General features: G+C 67.5%; 15 protein-coding genes. 9 read left to right on the top strand and 6 right to left on the bottom strand.

Going from position 1 to position 22,268, the window contains the following annotated elements:
- Positions 1 to 219: 219 nt before the first annotated feature.
- Together AB0B14_RS33690 and AB0B14_RS33685 are read right to left on the bottom strand one after the other, a co-directional pair.
- Entirely contained in the window at positions 220 to 1,686 is a 1,467-nt protein-coding gene (locus AB0B14_RS33690; protein ID WP_357526095.1) for a tyrosine-type recombinase/integrase, read from the bottom strand.
- A gap of 2 nt (positions 1,687 to 1,688) precedes the next feature.
- Entirely contained in the window at positions 1,689 to 2,075 is a 387-nt protein-coding gene (locus AB0B14_RS33685; protein WP_357526094.1) for a DNA-binding protein, read from the bottom strand.
- A 1,296-nt stretch (positions 2,076 to 3,371) separates the two neighbouring features.
- Here AB0B14_RS33685 and AB0B14_RS33680 point away from each other — a divergent pair.
- From AB0B14_RS33680 to AB0B14_RS33665, 4 genes are all read left to right on the top strand, one after another.
- Positions 3,372 to 3,509 carry a hypothetical protein gene (locus AB0B14_RS33680; RefSeq protein ID WP_357526091.1) on the top strand — a complete coding sequence of 46 codons (138 nt, stop codon included), beginning with the start codon at positions 3,372 to 3,374 and terminating at the stop codon, positions 3,507 to 3,509.
- A 409-nt stretch (positions 3,510 to 3,918) separates the two neighbouring features.
- Complete coding sequence (locus AB0B14_RS33675; protein WP_357526089.1) at positions 3,919 to 4,785, top strand: hypothetical protein; 867 nt, start codon at positions 3,919 to 3,921, stop codon at positions 4,783 to 4,785.
- A gap of 411 nt (positions 4,786 to 5,196) precedes the next feature.
- Complete coding sequence (locus AB0B14_RS33670) at positions 5,197 to 6,165, top strand: replication-relaxation family protein (RefSeq protein WP_357526087.1); 969 nt, start codon at positions 5,197 to 5,199, stop codon at positions 6,163 to 6,165.
- Between the two features lie 625 nt (positions 6,166 to 6,790).
- The gene (locus tag AB0B14_RS33665) at positions 6,791 to 7,723 is read left to right on the top strand and encodes a replication-relaxation family protein (RefSeq protein WP_357526085.1); all 933 of its coding nucleotides are present in this window, start codon (positions 6,791 to 6,793) and stop codon (positions 7,721 to 7,723) included.
- A 654-nt stretch (positions 7,724 to 8,377) separates the two neighbouring features.
- Here AB0B14_RS33665 and AB0B14_RS33660 read toward each other — a convergent pair.
- From AB0B14_RS33660 to AB0B14_RS33650, 3 genes are read right to left on the bottom strand one after another with little or no spacing between them, the layout of a single operon-like run.
- On the bottom strand, positions 8,378 to 8,878 hold the full coding sequence (locus AB0B14_RS33660; protein ID WP_357526081.1) for a hypothetical protein: 501 nt from the start codon (positions 8,876 to 8,878) through the stop codon (positions 8,378 to 8,380).
- Positions 8,872 to 9,246 (bottom strand): hypothetical protein, encoded by a 375-nt coding sequence (locus AB0B14_RS33655; protein WP_357526079.1) that lies wholly within the window; start codon positions 9,244 to 9,246, stop codon positions 8,872 to 8,874. The genes AB0B14_RS33660 and AB0B14_RS33655 overlap by 7 nt, the downstream gene beginning before the upstream one ends.
- Positions 9,243 to 11,651: an AAA family ATPase gene (locus AB0B14_RS33650; RefSeq protein WP_357526077.1), complete on the bottom strand. Its 2,409-nt coding sequence runs from the start codon at positions 11,649 to 11,651 to the stop codon at positions 9,243 to 9,245. The genes AB0B14_RS33655 and AB0B14_RS33650 overlap by 4 nt, the downstream gene beginning before the upstream one ends.
- A 149-nt stretch (positions 11,652 to 11,800) precedes the next feature.
- Here AB0B14_RS33650 and AB0B14_RS33645 point away from each other — a divergent pair, with 149 nt between their 5' ends.
- The 5 genes from AB0B14_RS33645 to AB0B14_RS33625 all read left to right on the top strand — a co-directional run bounded on the left by AB0B14_RS33645 (position 11,801) and on the right by AB0B14_RS33625 (position 21,286).
- Positions 11,801 to 13,837 (top strand): SAM-dependent DNA methyltransferase, encoded by a 2,037-nt coding sequence (locus tag AB0B14_RS33645; RefSeq protein ID WP_357526075.1) that lies wholly within the window; start codon positions 11,801 to 11,803, stop codon positions 13,835 to 13,837.
- 20 nt (positions 13,838 to 13,857) lie between these two features.
- Positions 13,858 to 15,474, top strand: a complete 1,617-nt coding sequence (locus tag AB0B14_RS33640) for a class I SAM-dependent DNA methyltransferase (RefSeq protein WP_357526073.1) — start codon at positions 13,858 to 13,860, stop codon at positions 15,472 to 15,474.
- A complete protein-coding gene (locus AB0B14_RS33635) occupies positions 15,467 to 16,654 on the top strand; it encodes a restriction endonuclease subunit S (RefSeq protein WP_357526071.1) in 1,188 nt (395 codons plus the stop codon). The genes AB0B14_RS33640 and AB0B14_RS33635 overlap by 8 nt, the downstream gene beginning before the upstream one ends.
- Before the next feature lie 45 nt (positions 16,655 to 16,699).
- The gene (locus AB0B14_RS33630; protein ID WP_357526069.1) at positions 16,700 to 19,891 is read left to right on the top strand and encodes a type I restriction endonuclease subunit R; all 3,192 of its coding nucleotides are present in this window, start codon (positions 16,700 to 16,702) and stop codon (positions 19,889 to 19,891) included.
- Positions 19,892 to 20,113: 222 nt separating this feature from the next.
- The gene (locus AB0B14_RS33625) at positions 20,114 to 21,286 is read left to right on the top strand and encodes a hypothetical protein (protein WP_357526067.1); all 1,173 of its coding nucleotides are present in this window, start codon (positions 20,114 to 20,116) and stop codon (positions 21,284 to 21,286) included.
- A 467-nt stretch (positions 21,287 to 21,753) separates the two neighbouring features.
- Here AB0B14_RS33625 and AB0B14_RS33620 read toward each other — a convergent pair whose 3' ends face one another.
- Positions 21,754 to 22,032, bottom strand: a complete 279-nt coding sequence (locus tag AB0B14_RS33620; RefSeq protein WP_357068812.1) for a hypothetical protein — start codon at positions 22,030 to 22,032, stop codon at positions 21,754 to 21,756.
- Positions 22,033 to 22,268: the final 236 nt, after the last annotated feature.

Here is a 22,268-nt window from a genome sequence, read left to right as displayed (position 1 = left end):
TTGACGCCCGGGACGATCCCCGTGCCGCCGCCGTTCAAGGCGTGACCCGTCCTCGCACGCGGCGACAGGTCGTTGGCACGCCACAGCCAAAGGCGGCGCGGGCTGGGCCCGACTCCGGGGTGCGCCTGGTCACGACCCGGATGCGGCCGGCCATTTCGGGCTCGACCGCATCCGGGGGTCGCGGAGCATCGCCGCGGCGGCGGCTGGGGCGTGTGGGCGTTACGCGGCTCGGCGGCGGCGGGGGACGAGTCTGGCGGCGGCTTCGGCTTTGGCGCGCTCAACATCGAGTTCGGCGATGACCGAGGTGTAGGTGTCGGTCATGGCCAGCGAGGAGTGGCCGAGCAGTTCCTGGATGTCCTTGAGGTCGGCGCCGGCGGCTTTGAGGTAAGTGGCGGCGCAGTGTCGTAGGTCGTGCAGCCGGATCGGGGGTAGCCCGACGTCGTGGACGAGGGCTTCGAACCGGTCGGTGACGGCGTGGGGGTGCCAGGGCTTGCCGTCGGGTTGGACGAAGAACAGCCCGGTGTCGGGCCAGGCGGCGCCGGCGGCCAGTTTCCACTGGGCACGGCGAGTCTGGTGGGCGCGCAGCGCCGCGTGGGTGAAGCTGTCGATGGCCATCACCCGGTTACCGGATTCGGACTTGACCTTTTTGATCACGGGTGTGTAGCCGTGGGTGGTCAGCTGTTGGGTGACGCTGATCAGCGCGTTGTCGAGGTCGACGGCGGTGTCGGTGAGTCCGATGGCCTCCCCGCGCCGCAGGCCGCGGTGCAGGATGAGCACGAACAGCGGGTAGAGGGCGACGTCGTGGTCCTCGGCGTGGTCGAGGAACTGTCCGGCCTGCTGCGGGGTCCACACCATCACCGGGCTGGGCCGCTCGCCGGTGTCGCGCCACTTCTGCACGGCCTTGGCGGTCCACACCCTGGCCTTGGGGCGCACGCCGGTTGGCAGTTCGACGTGGGCGGCGGGGTTGAAGTCGATGAGCCGATTGTTGCTTCGGCGGATGGCGTCGTTGAGGGCCTTGCGTAGGGTGGCGCGGATGCGGTGCATCGTGGGCGGCCTGGTGGGGCGCTGGCCGCGCACGCTAGCCCGGATGGCGGCATCGTCGCTCTGGCGGGCAACCTCAATGGCGGTGCTGCGGTCGGCGATGGCGGTGAACATCGCCTCGATATGCTCCACCCGCAGCTTAACCAGGGGGATCGCGCCGAGGTGGGGCACGAGGTGGATGCGGATGTGCGACGCGTACACCAACACGGTCGCGGGTTCGATGCCACGCCGCGACGCCAGCCACTGGTGCAAATACTCGCCGACGGTCGTCGTGGCGGTGGCGGGCAACCCTGCCCGGACCCGCCGGGCGATGGTGTCGCGGTCCGGCAGAGGGGCGCCGACGCGGGTGGCCAGGAGCAGGTCAGCGATCTCGGCGGCCACCGCCATGTCGTCGCCGGCGAGAGCGAGCAGGGTCTTCGCGTGGTCGCGGTCGGTGGTGGCGGCGTCGCGGGTGTCGAAGGTGCTGCGGCGCAACTGCCGGCGTGCCTGGCCGGGGTGGACGGGAAGTTCGAGTTGGTAGGCCCACCGCCCGTGGGTGGGACTCCACGCCCCGCCGGCCCGACGCAGCTGGGGGCAGCGGTTGCCGATCTTGCGGCCGTCGACGTCGCGGCAGGAGCATCGTTTGAAGACGGATCCGTCCGCCATGATCAAGTGTTCCCTTCGGCCGGGGTGTGCGGCAGCCAGCGGCTGCGGATTCGGTCCGGGATGATCCACGCGTGCCTTCGGCCCGCGATCAAGTCGCCGTCGGGCGGCTCGGCCGCGGGCTCGGGGTCGTCGGCGGCGGGCAGGTGCAGGGCGTGCAGGATCGCAGGGACCGGCACCCGGTAGCGGCTGCCGAACCGCAGCACCGGGACGGGGAACTGGTCGCGCTTGGCCAGGTCGTAGGCGACGGACCGGGACAGCCCGAAGATCCGGGCTGTGGTGCCCAGGTCAGTGACCGCGCCCAGGGCGCGGATCCGCTGCGCGGTCCACGTGTCGTCGCCGGCCGGGCCGGCAGGGGGCCGATGGTCACGCTGGTGGTCAGGAGTGGTCATCGCGACGTGTCCTCCCGGCGTTGGAGGAGGGCGGCGTCGGGGCTGGGTGCGGGACGACGGTGGCGGTACGCGCTCCGGCGCCGAGGCGACGGAGATCGACCGGGGTTGCCGGCGGCGCGTCACAGGGTGCGCCGACGCCGGTGGATCGTCGGCCGGCGACTCGGCCGGTCAGGGTCGGGCCGACCAGGTGCGGGGTGGCGGGCCGAACGGCTTCGTGGTGGTGCGGCGGATACTCGATCATCTGGATGTCGGCTCCACGCCGCGCCGATGGTGCGCTGACATCAAAAAAACCCGCGTTTGTGTGCTCTGACGAACGCCTGCTCCCACTCACAGCCGCCCACAGCGACTCACAGAGCCGCCGATCGACCGGTGTTCTTTCTCAGTTGACCTGCTACTCCTCAGCAACTGAGGTGATCCGACGGGCCGGTTTTCACACTCGAGGCGCTTCGCTGCGGCCGGCGCTCACGCCCACCTTTGACTGAGCATCCGGGCCAAGGGCCACCAAGCCGTCGGATCCAGGTGCCCTACGCAGCGACGCCTACGCCCCGATCTTCGGCCACACCGCTGCGCGCGGGACAAGAGCCGCCAGCCCCCGGCCGTGGACGCTATCGCGCGACAGATCAGCGGGAGACCGACCGGCCTGCCACCTTTCCCGGCGAAATGATCCGCTCAGATGCACGCCCCTTGCCTGAGCAGCGTGACCAGTCATGGACGCCAGGCGCGGCCACGAAATGTCATCGTGTCATCAATTAATGTCTATGACATCGTGACATCGTGACATCGTGACATCGTGACATCGTGCCCGTGGCGCAGGGGCGGCAGTGTCATGACGCACGCGGTGACCGTCGTCGGCCCGCTCGCCGCAAGGGCCCGCTGAAGGCGTGGCCGCGACGGCTTCGCCGTAACCGCTGCCCGCCGCCCGTGATTGCCGTCGCGCCTGCGTGTCACCCCCGCGGCGTGGACTCGGCGGATGTCAAAGAGCTGTTCAGCGGCCTGCCCGGACAAAATGTCAACGAAGACCGCCGATGTCACGGTGTCACGGCATGGCGGGCACATCGTCATGCGCGGCGGCACCGGCACGGAGGCCGCGATGACACGACCGTCATGACTGGCGGAGTGCCACCATGTCCGAACGCATCGACAACGCCGTTGACACTGTCATCACGGCGCAGCGCCGCTGGCCACGATGACAGAACAGGCGACGCCGCGCCGATGGCGCGGCCATCGTGACCGCGGGCGGTGTCATCGTGTCCGGACGCATCGACCGGCCTCGTTGAGATTGTCAACGTGTCACGGGTGACGCCGGCGAGAGTGACGCACCCCATCGACGCCGCCTCGATGCCACCGCCTCGCGGCTGCCACGTCGACACCAAGACGGCCCGTACCGGCTGCCGAACGTTCCTGCTCTGGCCGCTGGGTCGCCCGACCGGCTGACCGCCGGCACGCCGGGTGGCGAGATCGGCTGCTCACCCGCGGCCGCTGGGTCCCGGCTTTCGGCCGTTGTGAGCGGCTGTGAGTCGCTGTGAGCGGCTGTGGACGGCGCGGAGACCCGCAAGGAATGGGAACCAGGGCGTAGGCCATTGGGGTGCCGACGGGTGGGATTTATGGTCGGCTGACCGCTCACAGTCCTGCTCAGAGGCGCACTTGCCCTCGCCGGTCGACCGGCCGACGTGGCCGATCGAGCGCGCCGGCGCCTGTCGCGGCCACGGTGCGAATGGTGGTGGCATTCCGGCCGTGACCTGCGCTGTGAGCGGTTGTGAGCCGGTCGTGGCGTAATCGGCATTCCCAGCGTCGCCGAAACACGGCGACGCTCGATGGTCTTCCTGACCCAGGAGTGTTGATCATGAGTGTCTCCGACACGATCTGGCCCGCCGCGCCCCTGGACGCCGTTGACGTCGCGTTCACGGCGCTGAGCGGCGGCCCGGCGCCCCTGTCCCTCGACCTCGACATGTTCGGTCCGGATGACGGCCTGCCAAGGGGTGTCGTGGCGCTGCCGGCGCTGCGGGACTGGCTGCTGGCGAACCCGCGCGTCTACACGGCCCGCGACGCGGTGTGGCGGGAGTTGATCCGTCGTGCCCGACTGGACGGGCCGCAGTGGGTCATCGCCGCGGTCGGTATGGCGATGCCGGCGCTGCGCCGCTACGCGAGGCGGTTGTCCGACGGCTACCGCGGTGACCCCGACGACATCGGCGCGGAGATCCTCGCGGGTTTCCTGGCGGCGCTGCGGGACCACGTGGACGTGGCCCGCCGGGCGCCGTACGCGTCGTTGTGCCGGGCCGGGTGGCGCGCCGGGCACGCGCTGCGCCAGCAGGCCGGCGAGTTCGTTCCGGTCGAGGACGTGGAGCGCGTCACGGGACCGAGGACCCCGCAGGTGCCCTACGGGCATCCGGACGTGCTGGTACGCCGCGCGGTGCGCCTGGGGATCCTCGACGCTGACGACGAGCAGCCCTACATCGACGTGCGACTGGGACGGCGGGCCATGGACCCCATCGCGGCCCGGATGGGCATCAGCACCGACGCCCTGCGCATGCGGTTGGGTCGCATCGACACCCGCCTCGCCGAAGCCCTCGCCAGCGGCATGCTGACCGGCGCGGCGTCCCCGCAGGCCGCCAAGGCGTTGGCGGCACGAGCCGAACGCCGGGCCAGTCTGCGCGCCGCCAGCCGCCGTCGCCTCTCCACCACTGCCGCCACGTCGACGGCAGTCGCGTAGGTCGGCTGTCCCGGGAGCCCTCTTCTCGCGGCGCCGTCGCCTTCCCTCGGTGAGGGCCCCTGGGACGGATCACCTCAACTGAGAACCCCTTGTTGTGAGTGGCTGTGAGTGGGGCAGGCGTTCGCCAGAGCACACAAGCGGCGGTTTGTTAATGACGGCGCCAGAAGCTGCGCTCGGATTCGCGCCGTACCGCATGACCGGCCGGTGATCCGGCCGCGCGGACCGGCCGGTTCCGTGCCCGGGCGGCCGTCCGGGCACGGAACCGGCGAGCCGTTGCACTGTCACCCACCGCGATGCACGACCGCGGTGGCGTGATCCGCCCGAGGTGCGCCGTACCGACGCGGTCGCACGGGCATTCATCCACCCCTGCCACCCCTATCCGGGGACGGCCCCATCTTGGAGGTACCGGTCGTGACGACCACCTACCATCCCCAGTTCACTGTCCCGTCCACCCGACCGATCCCGGCGGAGCTGCTCCTGGCTGAGAGCGGCCGCATGCGCCTGCCCGACTGGTGGGCCGTCGAGATGCTCGCCGAGCACCGCGTCCTGACCACCGCGCAACTCACCGCACTCGGCTTCGCCACCACCACGGCGTCGGCAACCCGACGTCTGGCGATCCTCGCCCGCCGCGGCTGGATCGACCGCCTCTGGAACACCCGCGCCGCGGCCACCGCCCACACCTCGTGGTGCCTCGGCCCGATCGGCACCCAACTCACCCCGATCGGCGAAGACCACGATGTCACACCGGTGCAGGTGTACCGGGCCCGCGACCGGCTCCGCGAACACGCGGGGCTGCCCGGCATGCTGCAGGCCAACGACTTCTTCGTCGACCTGGCCACCCACGCGCTCACCAAGCCCGGCAGTGACCTACGCACCTGGTGGTCACCGCGCACCTGCCGACACGTCACCGCGGCGCGACATGCCGCCTGGCACGGCGAGTACATCCACGACCGCAACCGCCACGCGTTCTGGTACCAGCCCGACCCCGGCGAGATCCGTCCCGCCAACCTCGCCGACCACGTCCACGCCTACCGGCGGCTGGCCGAACAGACCGGCCTGGCGACCCTGCTGTTCCACGCCGCCGACCCGCAGCGCGAGCAGGAACTACGCCGCCACCTCGAGCGCCGCAACACGCGGCACCTCACCGTCGTCACCAGCAACCCCGAGCACGGCCACCCGGCAGACCCGGTCTGGCAGCCGATCGGCGATACACACCGCCTCGCCCTGACCGACCTTCCCCACACCCCCGAGCAGTGGCCGCCCGACACCGTGACCTTCAAGGAGGTACGGCCCCGAGCCCCACACCCCATCTACGACCCCGAACGCCCCTACGAAGAATCCGTGGCCAACGGCGAGTACCACTACCCGCCGCGCCCCTGACCAACCGACCGCTGCTCCTCGACCGGCCCACCCTGGTCGGTCGAGGAGCAGACCTGGGGCGCCCCAGCGAAGCGCCCACCCGGCCGCTGTCAGGGGGACTGCCGGAAGTTGCCGTTCGCTTCGAACCCGAACGGCAACGCCGTCGGCTCACACCCTAGGCCGCAGCCGCCGAGACCAACTTCGATCGACGGGCGACTGACTGCCCGTATCACCGGAAGTTCGCCACACGCGCGAGACCAGGCAGGTTGGCATGTCCAACCAGGCTTCCGTACAGCGACTGCGGACCTCCGGTTGCTTCCGCCCGCTGCAGTCGCGGGGCGCACCAACCTCATACCCGCTCGCACCTCTGACCTTGGAGCAACAAAGATGATCACCCCGCGCCGCGAACCTCACCAGCGTCAACGGCCCGAATCACACCCACCCTCACCGCACTGTCACGCCGAACCCGTTGTGCCCGGTGCTTCAGCAGTCAGTGCCGATCGCCGTTCTACCGTCCGTCTTGATCCTGACCCCCAACCTGACCCCTCACGGCCGCTCACAGCCCAGGTCAGCCCCGCTGTCAGGAGTCTGGGACCACTCCAGACAGACCCTTCAGTCTCGGGTCTCTCCCCCAGGGCTGGTGCCCATGGGTAAACACCTACCCGCCGCGGACCCGCTGCTGCGCCTGCAGGCCAGCATCACCGCCCGCGACGACCGGCTCCTGGGCTGGCTCTACGACCACGGCGTGCTCACCACCGACCAAGTCGCCGCCGCCCTGTTCCCATCCCTGGACTTCACCCAACGCCGCCTGCGCCGCCTCACCGCCCTGCGGGCGGTCGACCGGTTCCGACCCAACAAAGCCGACGGCGGCTCCTACCCCTACCACTACGTCCTAGACCAACTCGGCTACGACCACGTCCACGCCCAACGCGGACTCCCACGAGGCCGCCGCGACCAAGCCCGCCGCCGCAAACACTCACTCACCAACCGACCGGACCTGCCGCACCTGCTCGGCGGCAACCAGGTCTTCATCGACCTCGCCGCCCACGCCCGCACCCACCCCCACACCGAACTGGCCCGCTGGCAACCCGCGTCGGCCTACCACGAACCCGGCACCCTCTACCGCAAAGGCGACGACCCGCACATCATCGCCGGAGCGACCGGCTTCCCCCGCCCCGACGGCGCCGGGATATGGACCGAGCACGAACGGTCCGTGCCGTTCTTCCTCGAGTACGACACCAGCGGTGAGAACCTGCAGGTCCTCACCGACAAAATCATCAAATACGAGCGGCTGTACATGCTGAGCACCTGGGCATGGCCGGTGCTGTTTCACCTACCCTCCGCACGACGCGAGGCGAACCTGCACCACCGGATCGCCGGCATCAGCCTGGAAGCGGTCATCGCCACCACCACCGCCGAACTCCGCACCGTCCTCGCCGCCAGCCCCGCCCACCAGATCTGGCAACTCCCCGGCCGTACCGGCCGTCACCGCCTCATCGACCTGCCCTACACCGACGCCCATCACGACGACCAATACCCCACCCACGACCAGCCCACCCCGGACGAGCGGGCCGCCTAATGGGGGGGAGCGGAACACACGGCGCGTGCGGCGGCCTGCAGGCCGCCGCACCCACCCCCACCCGCCAGCTCGCCGGGCCGGTAACCGTCACCCGCCGTACGGGCGCGATCCGAGGCGACCGGAAGCGGAGTGCGCCTCGATCGGGAAGCTGTCAGAGTCTGTCAGCCACGCTGTCCGGCGACAGCGCCCGCGCCCGCACTCACACCGGCGGACGCCGCTGTGAGTTGCTGTGAGTGGCGAACGTCTTCACGCGACCCGCCGCCGACTCCGGCCGGCGGAACCCGGCGATCAATCTTAAGCGAATTCCTACCACCGCCCGGAGCGGCGGATCAGCCGCGGTGACAACTATCGCTGAAAGTGACAGTGGTAGCTGACCGTCACAACAACCTTCGCGCTGCCAGTCGGAAAGCCGAAGAGACCGGACGACTTGATCTTTGGGCAAAGGTGAGCGTCGATCGTGTCCACCGTCCGTCCGGTAGTTCGTGCCGGTCGACGTGGCCGTCGACGAAAGGGACTTCACCATGCCTCGTGAACGCCTCAGCCTGCATCGCCGTGATCCCGGCGATGCAGCGTGGAGACGTTAGCGCAGAAAGGGCCACACCAGGCGAATCTTACGGAGGCAGGACCGTCAAAGCATGCGATGAAGGTGAACCCTCAACGGGAGACGACGGCCGGCGACTTGGACGCCTCCTGTTCCCGAAGAAAGCTGGTGGCATCTACGGTGGCACTGATCAGGGCGCATGTCGTCGCGGTGAGGGCGAGCCAGAACGCCACAGTGCTCTTCCAGTCCTCGGCGATCTTCACCGTCACCACCTCGGTGGCCTCTGCAGCCTCGGTAGACCAAACCCGTCGAATGCTCGGATCAGGCTGACGGTGCCAGCCAAAACGCGCAAAGAACTTGACCCAGGTGTGGTTCGACCGGCCGCAGCCGAAGATCACCCCGTTGACCTTCCGGCCGCACCGGCCGCCGTTCTGGGTGGTCACGGCGCATGTCGTCGGTGCCTTTACGGCGAGCAGCCAGGCCGGGATGGCGATCGCGATCGACGCCGACCAGGCGAGGCTGACGAGGTCGAGCGTGACGAGGTAGTAGACGACGCCGACGATGGCCAGCGCTTCCACGCCGAGTATCAGCATGGCGTAATCCCGCTTCAGCATGTGGATGCCTCCGAGTGGTCGAGGAGTGCGACGATGTCGATGAGTTCGGCGCGGAGCCGGGTGAGCTCGGCTGCGGTGACGCCGAGTTCGTAGTGGTGGTGGTGACCGGCGCGGGACAGAGCCCACCACAGGTAGCTGGCCCGGTGCCCGAGGTCGGGGCCGGCGTAGTGGGCGAGCAGCAGCAGCTTCGGCCGCTGCACCCGAGTCCGTCCGATCTCCGGGCAGACCCGGGCCCAGTACCGGTCCATTGCCGCTTCCAGTTCGTGGCGCAGCAGCCAGGCGCATGCCCGGGGCCAGGCTCCGCGGGCGCCGCGGATGACGCTGGTGAGCATCCGGTCTGCGGTGGCGAGATACGGCGACGCCGTCATCGCAACCGCCCCACGAGCGCGGCGGTATTCGCAACCATCGTCCGGACCGGCATGCTCCGATGACCGTGGACGGCCTGCGCCACCGCCTGGACCGTTGGGGTGGCCTGCGCGCCGTAGTCACGGTCGAGACGGGCGAAGAGCTCCGGACGGGGTACGACACGGCCGAAGAGCCCGAGACTGAGCCGGTCCTTGACGGTGTGCACCCGGCTGAGTCCTTCCAGAATCTGCTGGTAGGGCGTGCCGCGCCGATGCTCGGCGGCCCGGAAGCGATCCATGCTTACCGACTCGATCGCGGACCGGCAGAACCCGGCGACCATCAGGTACTTCGCCTCGTCCGAGATGTCCGCAGCGACGAGGGCGCGGGCATCGTCGAGGTAGCGGTCTGCCGGGTCGCAGACCTTACGGACCTCGACAATCGAGCCTTCGCGGCGAGTGACCTCCCGGACGTCGGCCTCGATGTCGAGGCGGCGGATCGCTTCTGGCAGCCGGTCGTCGTGGGTGAACACGATGACCTGCCGGGTCAGAGCGATCTCCCGCAACACCTCGGCCAAGCCGTCGATCTTGGTGGGGTCCATGCTCTGCACCGGGTCGTCGATGATCACGAACCGGTACGGGCTGGTCTCGGCGCAGGCGCGCGGCAGGAAGACCGCCAGGCCGAGGGCGTGCAGCTCACCCTGGCTCATCACCGCGAGGGCGTTGGTCTCGACCCCGTCGGCCGCCACGGGGAAGAGGAGCCGCCGGGTGTTGTTCGCTCCCTCCATCCGCAGGTGGTGCAGCTCGACGTTGCTTTCCTGCCGCAGCTTCCGCCAGATGTGGTCGGACTGCGCGGCGAAGCTGCCCAGCCGTTCGGCACGCATCGCCTTGGCGGCGGTGTCGAGCGCCGCACGGGCCTTGGTGAGTAGGGCGAGGGTCGGCGTTTCGGCGCGAATCAGGGTCGCGGCGTCGACCCACCTGCGGATCGCGGCGCCGGGCTCACGCCAGGTGTCGTGCCGCTGGGTGAGCCACTCGGTTGCCGCCGTCGCGAGGGCGGCGCGTGCCGCGACGACACCATCCCAAGCGGCCGGGTCCTTACTGAGTTCGGCGAGAGCCTCACCCATCGCCGTACTCTCCGCGGGAATGTGGGGTGCCAGCGCGGTGGCTGCTGGTGCCAGGAGCTGGCGTACGTCGCGGACAAGCCCGTCGACCGTGCGGCCAGCCTTCGCGTACGCCTGCTGTGCAGCGCGGGCCACCGCGGCGGCTGCAGCCAACCCGGTGAGTTCGGCCTGTGCCTGCGTACGCCAGTCCTGGTCAAGGGTTCCGGCGCGGCAGACCGGGCAGGGGCCGTCCCCACGCTCGTCGTGCACGTCAAGCGCGGCCCGCAGCAGCCGAGCGCTCCGATCCGCCGTACCGCTGCCGCTGGCGGTTTCCTCTCGTACCGCCGCCGCGGACTCGTTCAGGGCAACCAGTGCCTGGCCGAGGTCGGGCAGGTCCTGCTCGATGAGCCGTTGTGCGGCCGCCGCGGCGGGCTCCTCGGACGCGGCGGTGTCGCTGCGTGCGAGGTCGGCCAGCCTGGTCAGATTCGCCCGACCGGCCTGCGCGCCGAGGGCGTTCAGGGCATCGCGGGCGCGGTCGTCGTCGATCTGGCCGAGCTGTTCGCGTAGCTCGGCGAAGGCCGCCTTGAGCGCCTTGACCCGGTCGTCGTAGACCTTGCGCCGCTGCTGCAGCCAGCTGTCCGTGTCGCGCAGCGGGCCCAGGCCGAGGATCGGCGCGATCGCGTCGTACAGCTCGGCCGGCTTCGCGGTGAAGACCCGTTCGAGGTCCCGAGCGGACAGAAACGGCCGGTACCTTGCGGCCTGACCGATCCACTGCGGCACCTGACCGGGCGGCATCGCGGCGCCGCCGATGGTCGTGGTGACCGTTGCGGAGGTCAGATCGGTCGCCCCGGCCGGCCAGGTGCGGTGAGTCGTCACCTGCTGACCGGAGTCGAGCCGCAGGCCAAGGCGGATCTCCGACGCGCCGTCGTGGTGCAGGTTCCGCCAGCCCTCGCGGAAGGCCAGCGGGCGCCGCGCCCAGCGTAAGGAGTCCTCAGTCAGCGTGTACTCCATGGCCTCCGAGAAACTGGACTTCCCGGAGCCGTTGCGGCCCACGAACAGTGTCAGCCCGGTCTTGGGCAGCCGCCCGACCGTGACCTGCTGGCCGATCCCGCGGAAGCCGGCGACCCGGATCTCTTCCAGGAATGCCTGTGGCGTGACGCCGCCCGCCTCGCCCCGCTCGGGCGACGGCGGAAGGGCCTCACCCCGCAGCACGGCATCGAGAACCTGCTCGCCATGGAAGGCGGCAAGAACTAGGTCGGTGACCGCGCGCGGCACCTGGGACCGGTGAAGGCGATCGGTGAGTTCCTGGTAGAGCGTGAGTGTGTCTTTCATCAGACCCCCTGATGTCGTCGTCGCACCGAGGGAACCGCAGATCCGTCGCCTAGACTGCTCTACACACTGTTATCCCGGGATAACAGACTCATGGTCGTCTTCCCAACCTCATGGCTCGTACCGTGATCGCCAGAGCAAGGAGGTGAGCCGTGGAGGCGGAGTTGATGTCGCAGCGCGAGATCGCGCTGCTCGCGCGAGTCAGCAAGCCGGCGGTCGCGGCTTGGCGCCGGCGGCACCCCGACTTCCCTGCACCCGTGCCGGGCAACCATGGCCAGCCCCTCTTTCCCGCAGATTCGGTCGTGGCTTGGCTACTCCGGACTGGGCTCGGCCATGCTGACCCGGACACTCTGCGCGCCGAGCGGTCCATGCACACGCTGACGGCGTACGCCCGGCGGCACGGCGGCCGACGTGCCATCGTCGTTCTCGGCGCCGCGCTCTGCCTCCGCCACCTCGCCGGCCGGGCGCTGCCAGCCGACCCTCTGCCGCTGGCCCGCCGCCTCGATCCCGAAGACGAGTTTCTGCTGCACGAACTGGCCGACGCACCTGAACCAGCTGGGCTGGCCCAACTGGTCGAGCAACTGATCGAGGGAGCCTTCGACCCCTGGCGCAGCTGTCAGTTCCTGCTCAGCTCGGCCAACCGCCTCGGCTGGCCCGAGCTGACGGCTGATGCACTCACCCCGGAGACGGTCGCCCTGATCCGTCGGGTCGCTGACGTGCCGACCCGGCTCCGGGGTCACCGTGCCGTTACCGTCGCCGACGGCAATGCGGGCACTGGCGACCTGCTGACAGCGCTGGTAAGCGGCCAGGACCGCGACAGTCTGCTGGTCAATGCGTTCGTTGCTGATGAGGAAATCGCCCGCCTGGTGCGCCGGCAGTTGCTCCTCGCCGAACTGTCCGAGTTCCAGTTCGAGGTGCGCGCCGACGAGCTGAACGAGGAGTTCGCCGAGCCGGACCTCATCGTCACCCGGCTCCCCTACCAGCCCGCTGAGAGCCGGGATGCCCTCGCCGACCTCAACCGGGTCGAGGCGATCGCCGACCTGCTCGGTCCGGGCCGCACGGCCATCGTCGTCGGTCCCGCGAGCAGCTTGGTCGACCAACTGCGAGACGGGCCAGCGGCGTTGCGCCGGTCCGCGCTGCTGAGCAGCGGCATCGTCGAGGCAATCGTGCAGCTACCGGGCGGCGTCTACCCGGCCCGGCCAGGCCATCCCACTGCCCTATGGCTACTGACCCGGGATCCGATCCCCGCAACCAAGGGCCGCGTGCTGCTCGCCGACCTCAATGGTCATGCGCTGGACCAACCCACTGTTGAATCCGCAGCTGAGGACATTCTCCTCTGGCGCAGCGAGGGGCACCGCAATGACGGTCACGATCCACGGACCGGTCGAATCGTCCCGCTGGAAAGCCTCGACCTGCGCCGAGCCGCCGCACTCCGGCCACCGGGTCCAGCGTCGGTCTCTATGCGTGCCCGCCTGGCCGCCGACCGTCCCGCGCTCGTCGGCGAGGTTGAGGGCCGTCTAACCGACGCTGAGCAAGAGGCCATCCGGTACGGGAAGGAGAACGGCTTCCTGAACACCGGCGCCGTACAGCGCGACGGAATCAGGCCGAAGGAGCTTTCTTGCGAGGCGCTACGAACCGCTCGCCGAGTCCGCCCCCTCACCGGGCACCGCCTTAACCCCGAGCATGTCGGACCGCGGGGTCACCACCGTGTCATCGGCCCGGCGGAGGTTCTCGCGCAGCCGTCTAAGCGCTGGATGGACCGGCTCACGCTCGCTGCGGGGTACCCGCAGGTCGCCCTCACCGAACCAGGTGACCTCGTGGTCACAAGCGCCCCCCGGTTCGGGGTCCTCCTCGACGACGACGGCTTTTCGGTGATCGAGTTCCCGGCCAGCGGCCTGCGTATCTCCCCTGGCGACCCGCTTACTCCCCGAGTGCTGGCGGCACTCCTGGGCACTGCCCGCAACATGGCACGCAGCCCTGGTGCAGTGCGGGGCCCGCGGCTGAGGGAAGCCACGATCCCCGACCTGGCCCGCGACGAGGCGGCCCGCCTCGACGAGGTGCTTCGCCGTCTGGACGAACGCGAGCATCTACTGGAGCGGCAAGCCGATCTCTTGGCGAAGCTGCGCGAACTCGTCGTGACCGGCTTTGCCGACGGCACGCTCACGACTTTGTACGGTACGAACTCCTGAGCGAGAGAACGGAACACACAGTGCCCCAACGTAAACGTGCCAACGGACAGGCCGAGCTGTTTGGCGTGTCCAGCACCAAGCAAATCCAGGATATCCTGTGGAAGGCTGCCGACAAGCTGCGCGGCTCCATGGACGCCGCACAGTACAAGGAGTTCGTCCTCGGCCTGGTCTTCCTCAAGTACGTCTCGGACGCCTTCGCCGAACGCCGCACGCAGATCGAGGACAGCCTTTCCGGCATCCCGGAGAACCGCCGCGCCCAGTTCCTCAACGAGCGCGACGAGTACACGAGCGCCAACGTCTTTTGGGTCCCGGAGACCGCTCGCTGGGACCACCTGGTGGAGAACGCACCCGGCGGCGTCGGCGCGCTGCTCGATGACGCCATGGACGCGATCATGCGAGAGAACCCTGCGCTAACCGGCGTCCTTCCGAAGATCTTCAACCGGGACAACGTTGACCAGAAGCGGTTGAAGGAGCTCGTCGATCTGATTAGCGATGCCCGCTTCACCGGTCACAACGGTCGGGAGGCGAAAGATGTCCTTGGCGAGGTTTACGAGTACTTTCTGGAGAAGTTTGCCCGTGCCGAGGGCAGACGAGCCGGCGAGTTTTACACACCGGCGAGCGTGGTGCGACTTCTCGTCGAGGTGCTCGAGCCCTACGAGGGCCGGGTGTATGACGGCTGCTGCGGTTCAGGCGGCATGTTCGTGCAGTCGGGAAAGTTCGTCACGGCACATGCGGGCCGCGATCATACACATGACATTGCTGTCTACGGCCAGGAGAGCAACGAGCGCACGTGGCGCCTGGCAAAAATGAACTTGGCCATTCACGGCATGGATCCCAAGGGCCTCGGGGACCGTTGGGGTGACACGTTCTACGAGGATAAGCACCCCGATCTGAGAGCCGACTTCATCATCGCCAACCCGCCGTTCAACGATGGGGACTGGTTCCGTCGAGAAACCGACCCGCGCTGGCGTTACGGTGTACCTCCGCAGAGCAACGCCAACTACGCCTGGCTCCAGCATTTCGCCGCCAAGTTGGGCGAGCGCGGGAGCGCCGGCGTCGTTCTGGCCAACGGCTCGCTGGCCTCCCGGCAGTCGGGAGAGGGCGAGATCCGACGCGCCATGGTCGAGGGGGACCTGGTGGCATGCATGGTCACTCTTCCGCCGAACCTGTTCCGCACCACGGCGATCCCAGCGTGCCTCTGGTTCCTCGTCAGGGACAAGTCGCCGCAGGGTTCCCGGGCCCTGAACGACCGGCGGGGCGAGATCCTGTTCATCAATGCTCGCGGGTTGGGCACCATGACGGATCGCACCGAGCGCGTCCTCACTGATGAGGACATCGCCAAGGTCGCCGGTACCTATCACGCATGGCGGGGGACCAAGTCTGCGAAGAACGATAACCAGGAGTACCGAGATGATCCCGGCTTCTGCTACTCCGCCCGTTTAGATGAGGTAGCTGCCCGCGACTACGTCCTGACTCCAGGACTCTACGTCGGCGCCGCCGAAGTCGAGAACGATCCCGACGCCGAGCCTTTGACAGAACGCATCGAGCGCCTGACCAAGGATCTGTACACATCATTCGATGAGTCATCGCATCTCGAGGCACTCATCCGCGAGCAGCTCGGAGGGATCGATGTCTAGATGGCAAACCTACACCGTCGACGATGTCGCCGAAGTCTTCGACGGCCCGCACGCGACACCGACAAAGACCGAGGGCGGACCATGGTTCCTCAGCATTTCCAGCCTTGTATCCGGCCGCCTGAAACTAGCTGAGTCCGCCCACCTGTCGGAAGCAGACTTCGAGCGCTGGACCAGGAGGGTCATACCCCAGGCAGGCGATGTCCTCTTCTCTTACGAGACCAGGCTCGGCGAGGCGGCCCTTATGCCGGCCGGAATCAGGGCAGCTCTTGGGCGCCGCATGGGTCTTCTCAGGCCTCGGCAGGAACTGGTTGAGCCCAGGTTCCTGCTCATGGCGTACCTGTCCCCGCAGTTCCAGGAGGTGATCCACCAGCGGCAGATCCACGGGGCAACAGTCAACCGGATCCCGCTCGTCGATCTGCCGCGCTGGCCAATCCGAATCCCCGACCCTTCAACGCAGCGAGGGATCTCATCCCTCCTAGGGGCTCTAGACGATAAGATTGCGGTCAACGAGCGTATCGCCGAGACCTACGAAGACCTGCTCCGGGCCAAGTTCGCGGCTCTCGGAACGAACGAGGACGGCGACTACCCGATCACCGATCTGGTCGAGTTTAATCCGAAGACTGCCCACGCCGATCGGCACGACGCCGTCTACGTCGACATGGCGGCGCTACCCACGCAGCACTCCTCCATCCGCACGTGGTCGCGCCGCGCACCAAAGAGCGGCAGCCGTTTTCGAAACGGCGACACGCTACTGGCCCGCATCACTCCATGCCTAGAGAACGGCAAGACGGGCTATGTGGACTTCCTTTCGGACGGCGAGATCGGTACTGGCTCAACCGAGTTTATCGTTATGCGACCCAAAGGTGATGCACCGCCACAGTTCCCCTACTTCCTCGCCCGCGAGGAGCGCTTTCGGGAACACGCGATCCGGAAGATGGTCGGCTCCTCCGGGCGTCAGCGAGTGAGCGCCGCCGACGCGGCGGATTTCCATGTGCGGCGGCCCGACCCCGGCAAACTGTCGGCCTTCGGTGCCGAAGCCGGCGCCGCGTTCCGCCACTTAAAGTCCCTAATGGCTGAGTCACGTTCCCTCGAACGCTTGCGCGACACGTTGTTGCCGGAATTGATGTCGGGGAAGTTGCAGGTGAGGGACGCCGAAAAGGCTATCGAGCACGCGGTCTAGGTCGAATAGGTCATCGGGAGGATTGTTATGGGACCGGGCGGAAGAATGAACGAGGCCGACTGGGAGAACCTGGCAACGGAGCACCTCGCTGACCTGGGTTGGGAACCGGGCGAGGGCAAGGAGTTCGCGCCGGGCTCCGGGCAGCGGCGTGACTGGGCGGACTTGGTGCTCATGGAGGACCTGCGGGCCGCGATCGAGCGGCTCAACCCCGATCTACCGCAGACCGCAGTCGTTGACGCGGTCCGGGTCGCTACAAACGTGGCGTCGAGGGAGGCGTTCGCGGAGAATCGGGCTGCGCACGAGCGGCTCGTTGACGGCATGCGATCGGTCGCCTACACCGACGTCTACGGCGCCGAACACAGCCCTACCGTGCGTCTGGTTGACCTGCACGACCCCGGCCGCAACATTTATCGGGCGATCAATCAAGTCACGATCGTCGACGGCGATTTCCGGCGCCGGCTCGATATCGTTCTCTACCTGAATGGCTTGCCGGTTTCCATCATCGAGCTCAAGAACGCTGCCGACGAAAACGCCACCCTCACTGGCGCACACGCTCAGCTCCAGACATACCTCGCGGAGTTTCCGCTCGCCTTCCGGCACGCCGTGCTGTGCCTGATCTCCGACGGGATCACCGCGAAGTACGGCACCCCGTTCACCCCGTACGAGCACTTCGCGCCGTGGAACATCGATGACGAGGGTAAGCCCGTCGATGCTACCGCTCCCGATTACGACGGTCCGGAGGCGCTGATCGTCGCTCTCTACGGACTCTTTAACCAACGGCGCTTCCTTGAGCTCACCGACGGGTTCGTCAACTTCACGTCGAAGAGCAAGCGGATCGCCAAGGCACACCAGTACTTTGCGGTCATCCGCGCCGTCGAGTGCATCGTGCGAGCATCGAAGCGCGACGGAAAGGCGGGCTTCGTCTGGCACACCCAAGGCTCCGGCAAGTCTGAGGAGATGGTGTGCACCGCGGCGCTGTCCGCGCGCCACCCCACTCTGAAGAACCCGACCATCGTCGTGCTCACCGACCGCACCGACCTCGACGATCAACTCTACGACACGTTCCAGGACAGCCAGAGTTTGCTCGGCCAGAAACCCATCCAGGTCGACTCCCGCGCCGAACTACGAGACGAGTTGTCGAACCGGAACTCCGGCGGCATCATCTTCACGACGTTGCAGAAGTTCGGACGTACGAGGGAAGAGCGGGAGGCCGGGAGGCCGCATCCGCTGCTTTCCGACCGGCGCAACATCCTGGTGATCGTCGACGAGGCGCACCGGAGCCACTACGACAGCCTGGACGGCTACGCTCGGCACCTGCGCGACGCGCTGCCGCACGCCACGTTCATAGCCTTTACCGGCACCCCGATCGCCACCACCGAAGTTAACACTCGCGCCGTCTTCGGCGAGAGAATCGACTTGTACGACCTCAAGCGTGCCGTCGATGACCAGGCGACCGTACGGGTCTACCATGAACCCCGGATCATCCCGCTGTCGCTATCACCGGACATCGATCCGGACAGCATCGACGATCAGGTAGCGGCGCTCACCGCCAGTCTGGACGACGCGGAACGGCGCAGGGCCGAGACGTACGCGACGACCATGAACAACCTCTACGGTGCCCCCGACCGGGTCGAGACTCTTGCGAAGGACCTGGTCGAACACTGGGAGAATCGACGCGAGCTCGTGCGGCCGCAGCTCGGCGGGCCGGGCAAGGCGATGCTCGTGTGTGCGACCCGGGAAATCTGCGTGCGTACCTTTGACGCCATCAAGGAACTGCGGCCCGACTGGGCGGAATCGGCCGTCGACAAGGGCAAGATGAAGATCGTCTTCCACGGGGTGCCGAGCGACGAGGCGGAACTGCGTCCGCATCACCTGCGTCCGTCACAGCAGCGGACGGTCCAGGCTCGCGCCAAGGACCCGAACGACGAGCTGGAGTTGCTCATCGTGCACTCGATGCTGCTCACCGGCTACGACGCGCCGCCGATCCACACCATGTACATGGACCGGCCGATGAAGGGCGCCAACCTCATGCAGGCGCTAGCCCGGGTTAATCGTCGTTTCCGGGAGAAGCAGGACGGGCTGCTGGTTGGCTATGCCCCACTAACCGAGAACCTGCGGAAGGCGCTCAGCGAGTACACCTCCAGCGACCAAGAGGACCAGACCCTCGGTAGGGAGATCGACCGGGCGATCAGCGAGGTGCACAACGAGATCTCCGTCATCGAAACCATGTTGGCCCCGGTGAAGTGGCGGGCGATCCTCGACGACGAGAAGAACCCGACCCGCTGGCTGCGGGCAGTACGCAAGGCCGCGAACTTTTTGCGTGACCCGCGGACCCCCGGCAACGTCGTCGAGCCCGGCGCAAAGCCGCTGCACCAGCGTTTCCGCGACTCGGCGGGCCGGCTGGAACGGTTTTACACGCTTTGCGCCACCAGCCGCGACTTCGTCGACCGTGCCGGCGACATCCAGCGCCTGCGCCGCGACATCCACTACTTCCGTGACGTCCGAGTCTGGATCGTCAAGGAGGAGGCCGCCGACCGGGAGGCCAAGGGCCTTCCCAACACGGCTCAGGTTGAGCGCTACCTGTCCCAGCTCGCCGCCGAGGTGGTCGACGCCGCCGACATCACCGATATCTACGAGGAGGCTGGCCTCGGCAAACTCGACATCACCGAGCTCAATTCGGTCGCCTTGCAGCGTCTGCAGAACTCGGAGACCCCGCACCTGGCCGCCTCGGCGCTGCGCCGGCTGATCGAGCGGAAGATGCGTGAGGTCACCAAGCACAACGTGGTTCGTCAGGAGCGGTTCTCCGCCCAGCTCGAAGACCTGATGAACCGCTATATGCGCCAGCAGCTGACCAGCGCGCAGCTGATCGTTGAGCTGGTCGAGCTGGCCAAGCAGGTGTCTGAGGATGCCCGGCGCGGCCAGCAGTTCGATCCTCCGCTCAACCACGCCGAGCTTGCCTTCTACGACGCCGTCGCCCAGAACGGCGCGGCGACGGAGCTCATGGGCGTCGGCACATTGGCGGAGATCGCCCGGGAGCTGGTCAAGTCAATTCAGACCTCGATTACGGTGGACTGGTTTTCCCGTGAACCGGTGCGCGCCAAGCTCCGCAGCCACATCCGCCGCCTACTGGCCCGCTACGACTATCCGCCGGACCACGAACGTGCCGCCGTCGACCTGGTCATCCGACAGATGGAAACCTTCGCGAACGACTGGTCGCCCCGAGCGACCGCGAACTAACCGCAACGGAAGTCGTACCTCGGCCGATCGCAGGGAGGCGCAGTGGGTGGCCGCCAGTTGGGGATAATTTTCGCCGACGACGCGTGTATGTCGTATCTGCAGGAGGTGGCTGACCGGCGAGCACGAGGCGCAGGTTCGGGTGACTGCCGAGTTTCCTTCCCGGTCCGGTCGCGGATCGGAGCTGGCGTAGTTCTGATCTCATATCGACAAGCCGTACACTTCATGGCGGGCGTCGATGACGACAGTAGGGCCGATGACATCCGCTGGGCGTTTCGGCTGCGAGAACTGACTCAACTCAAGCGTCCATTAGAAATGAGCCGGCTGCGAGCCGCACTGCGGAAGGACCAGCGACCGCCGCTGGAGCGTCAGGGCAAGCTGACCGACAAGGCCAGCGAAGCCGTGCTCGAGGTCCTGTTGGCCGAGGAACCTGAGCTTGATCCGCTGATTCAATCACTGTTCGGCATCAGGGACATCGACTTGCCGGCGCCGCGCAAGGCGGCACTGGCAGAGGAGCGGGACTCCGTCGCATCTCTGTGTGCGTTTACCGGAGCTCCCGACCTGCCGCCCGCTGGCGGCTTCCTCTCTGATGACGAGATCGGCAGCATCTCCGACCGTGACTCCTTCCTCCCCTCCGGGCCTAACGTCACGCCACGAGAAGATCCAATGGTCGAGCACGACGCGAACACGTTTCTGGGCTGGACCCCTCAGGAGAGCGACCGGCTGGCCGTTCGGAAGTTCGCGGACGGTAATGGGCGCACGTTGGAGATCATGAACGTCAACCGGTGGCCGATCGAAACCCGGCTCGGTACCGACCTCATCTACTACCACCAGCAACGACGCAGTTTCGTTTTGGTCCAGTACAAGCGGATGGTCCCGGACGGTTCATCCTGGCGTTGTCGTATCGACGATCACTTCCGGCAACAGCTCGACGTGATGCGGGCCCTCGACAACAAGTGCGGACAGGGAGAACCAAGTGGTGATTACCGAATGGTTTCGACGCCCAGCTTCGTCAAGATCTGTCAGCTCGACACTCTGGACATCGACAGCACCTCGATGATCTCCGGGATGTGCATGCCTCGCGAGCAGGTCGAGAAGCACCTCGAGCGCCCGGGTGCCTTGCAGTACCTTGACTTCCGCACGGTCAGGGATTACCTGACCAGCACCCTATTTGCTCAGTTGGTAGCCTTGGGTTGTGTCGGCACCAGTGGCTCCGCGACGGCACTAGTCGCACGGGAGATCGAATTATCCCTGCAGCAAGGGAAATCCGTAAGCGTCGGCGTTTTTAGCGACGAAACCGGGCGACGTCCTTCGTGGCGTGCATCCGCCGCCAGGTCCTCCCCGCCGAGCCGAGTGGCAGGCCGGGCCGAGGACAGTCAACAGGTGCCACTGTGGTAGTGACCACTTGATCAATCTGTGGGACCAGTCCGGCGGTCGTCTCCGCCTTTCAAGCGGGTGGCGGACAATCCTGCACACAACAAGCGAGCACCCTACGAGCACCTGATATCTACAGTGGTTTGTTGACCGGGGCAAATTCCGCAGCTCAGGCGCCTGACCGTCGTTTGCCAAAACACGAACTCTGCGGATTAAAAGTCCTCAGCTCTACCATTGAGCTAACAGCCCTCTGCGCTTCAGGCTACCCGACCACCGGTGCCCGGGTTGATGTCCGCCCCCGGGTCCAGAGCAGCGAAGCTGATCTACGTCGGCCGCGATTCGTCAGCGATGATAACGGCAGCCGGTCGCCAGCCGAATCGGGGTTGCGGTCACAGCGTCATCTCGCCGCCTGATCCACGAGCAAGACGCCGACCAGGCCTACGACTCGCGCAGCTCAACGACGGCCGATCGTTGCCTTGACGCCGAAGCCGTCACTCGACGAACGTGCCATCCGGATTCATGACCTGATCTCGCACCAGCGGCACGAACGCCGATCCGGCCCCGTCATCCACGGCCACCGACGTGCGGATACGCCCGTCGCCGTCGTCGAGGGCGTAGCTGACGACGCTGTAGCGCTTGCCGTCCTCGCCGACGACCTGGCGTACGTCCTTCTCGTCGAGCAGCTCGCGCAACTCGCCATAGCCGAGGCGTTGCCATTCGATCAGGCGCGCATCGGCAAGCGCTGCCGCTGTCTCCTTGTTCAGCCCCACGCGCTCAGCCTTTCACCCGGACGACGGTGGCCGCGATGGCGTGGACGCTCCGGGCCCGACGCGGGGGTCAACACTGGCCAGGGCCGGCTTGGCCCGAGCCGCAGCCTGGACGCTCCGTGCGCCTCGGGCCCCTGGGCTTCCCTAGGGCCTGTTTCACCAGGACTGGCCGGCCTGCGGCGGGCCCGGACGACGACCGGCGGCGTTGCGGCTTCGTCCGGATACGACACCGGTATCCG

Source organism: Micromonospora sp. NPDC049171 (genome assembly GCF_040648275.1).
Classification (GTDB): Bacteria; Actinomycetota; Actinomycetes; order Mycobacteriales; family Micromonosporaceae; genus Micromonospora.
This window is presented reverse-complemented; position numbering and strand designations above follow the sequence as displayed.

Bases quoted from the DNA above. Each gene is read 5' to 3' on its own strand.
- AB0B14_RS33665 (WP_357526085.1), top strand. From the start codon at position 6,791: ATGGGTAAACACCTACCCGCCGCGGACCCGCTGCTGCGCCTGCAGGCC.
- AB0B14_RS33675 (WP_357526089.1), top strand. From the start codon at position 3,919: ATGAGTGTCTCCGACACGATCTGGCCCGCCGCGCCCCTGGACGCCGTT.
- AB0B14_RS33630 (WP_357526069.1), top strand. From the start codon at position 16,700: ATGAACGAGGCCGACTGGGAGAACCTGGCAACGGAGCACCTCGCTGAC.
- AB0B14_RS33660 (WP_357526081.1), bottom strand. From the start codon at position 8,878: ATGCTGAAGCGGGATTACGCCATGCTGATACTCGGCGTGGAAGCGCTG.
- AB0B14_RS33690 (WP_357526095.1), bottom strand. From the start codon at position 1,686: ATGGCGGACGGATCCGTCTTCAAACGATGCTCCTGCCGCGACGTCGAC.
- AB0B14_RS33625 (WP_357526067.1), top strand. From the start codon at position 20,114: ATGGCGGGCGTCGATGACGACAGTAGGGCCGATGACATCCGCTGGGCG.
- AB0B14_RS33655 (WP_357526079.1), bottom strand. From the start codon at position 9,246: ATGACGGCGTCGCCGTATCTCGCCACCGCAGACCGGATGCTCACCAGC.
- AB0B14_RS33635 (WP_357526071.1), top strand. From the start codon at position 15,467: ATGTCTAGATGGCAAACCTACACCGTCGACGATGTCGCCGAAGTCTTC.
- AB0B14_RS33650 (WP_357526077.1), bottom strand. From the start codon at position 11,651: ATGAAAGACACACTCACGCTCTACCAGGAACTCACCGATCGCCTTCAC.
- AB0B14_RS33685 (WP_357526094.1), bottom strand. From the start codon at position 2,075: ATGACCACTCCTGACCACCAGCGTGACCATCGGCCCCCTGCCGGCCCG.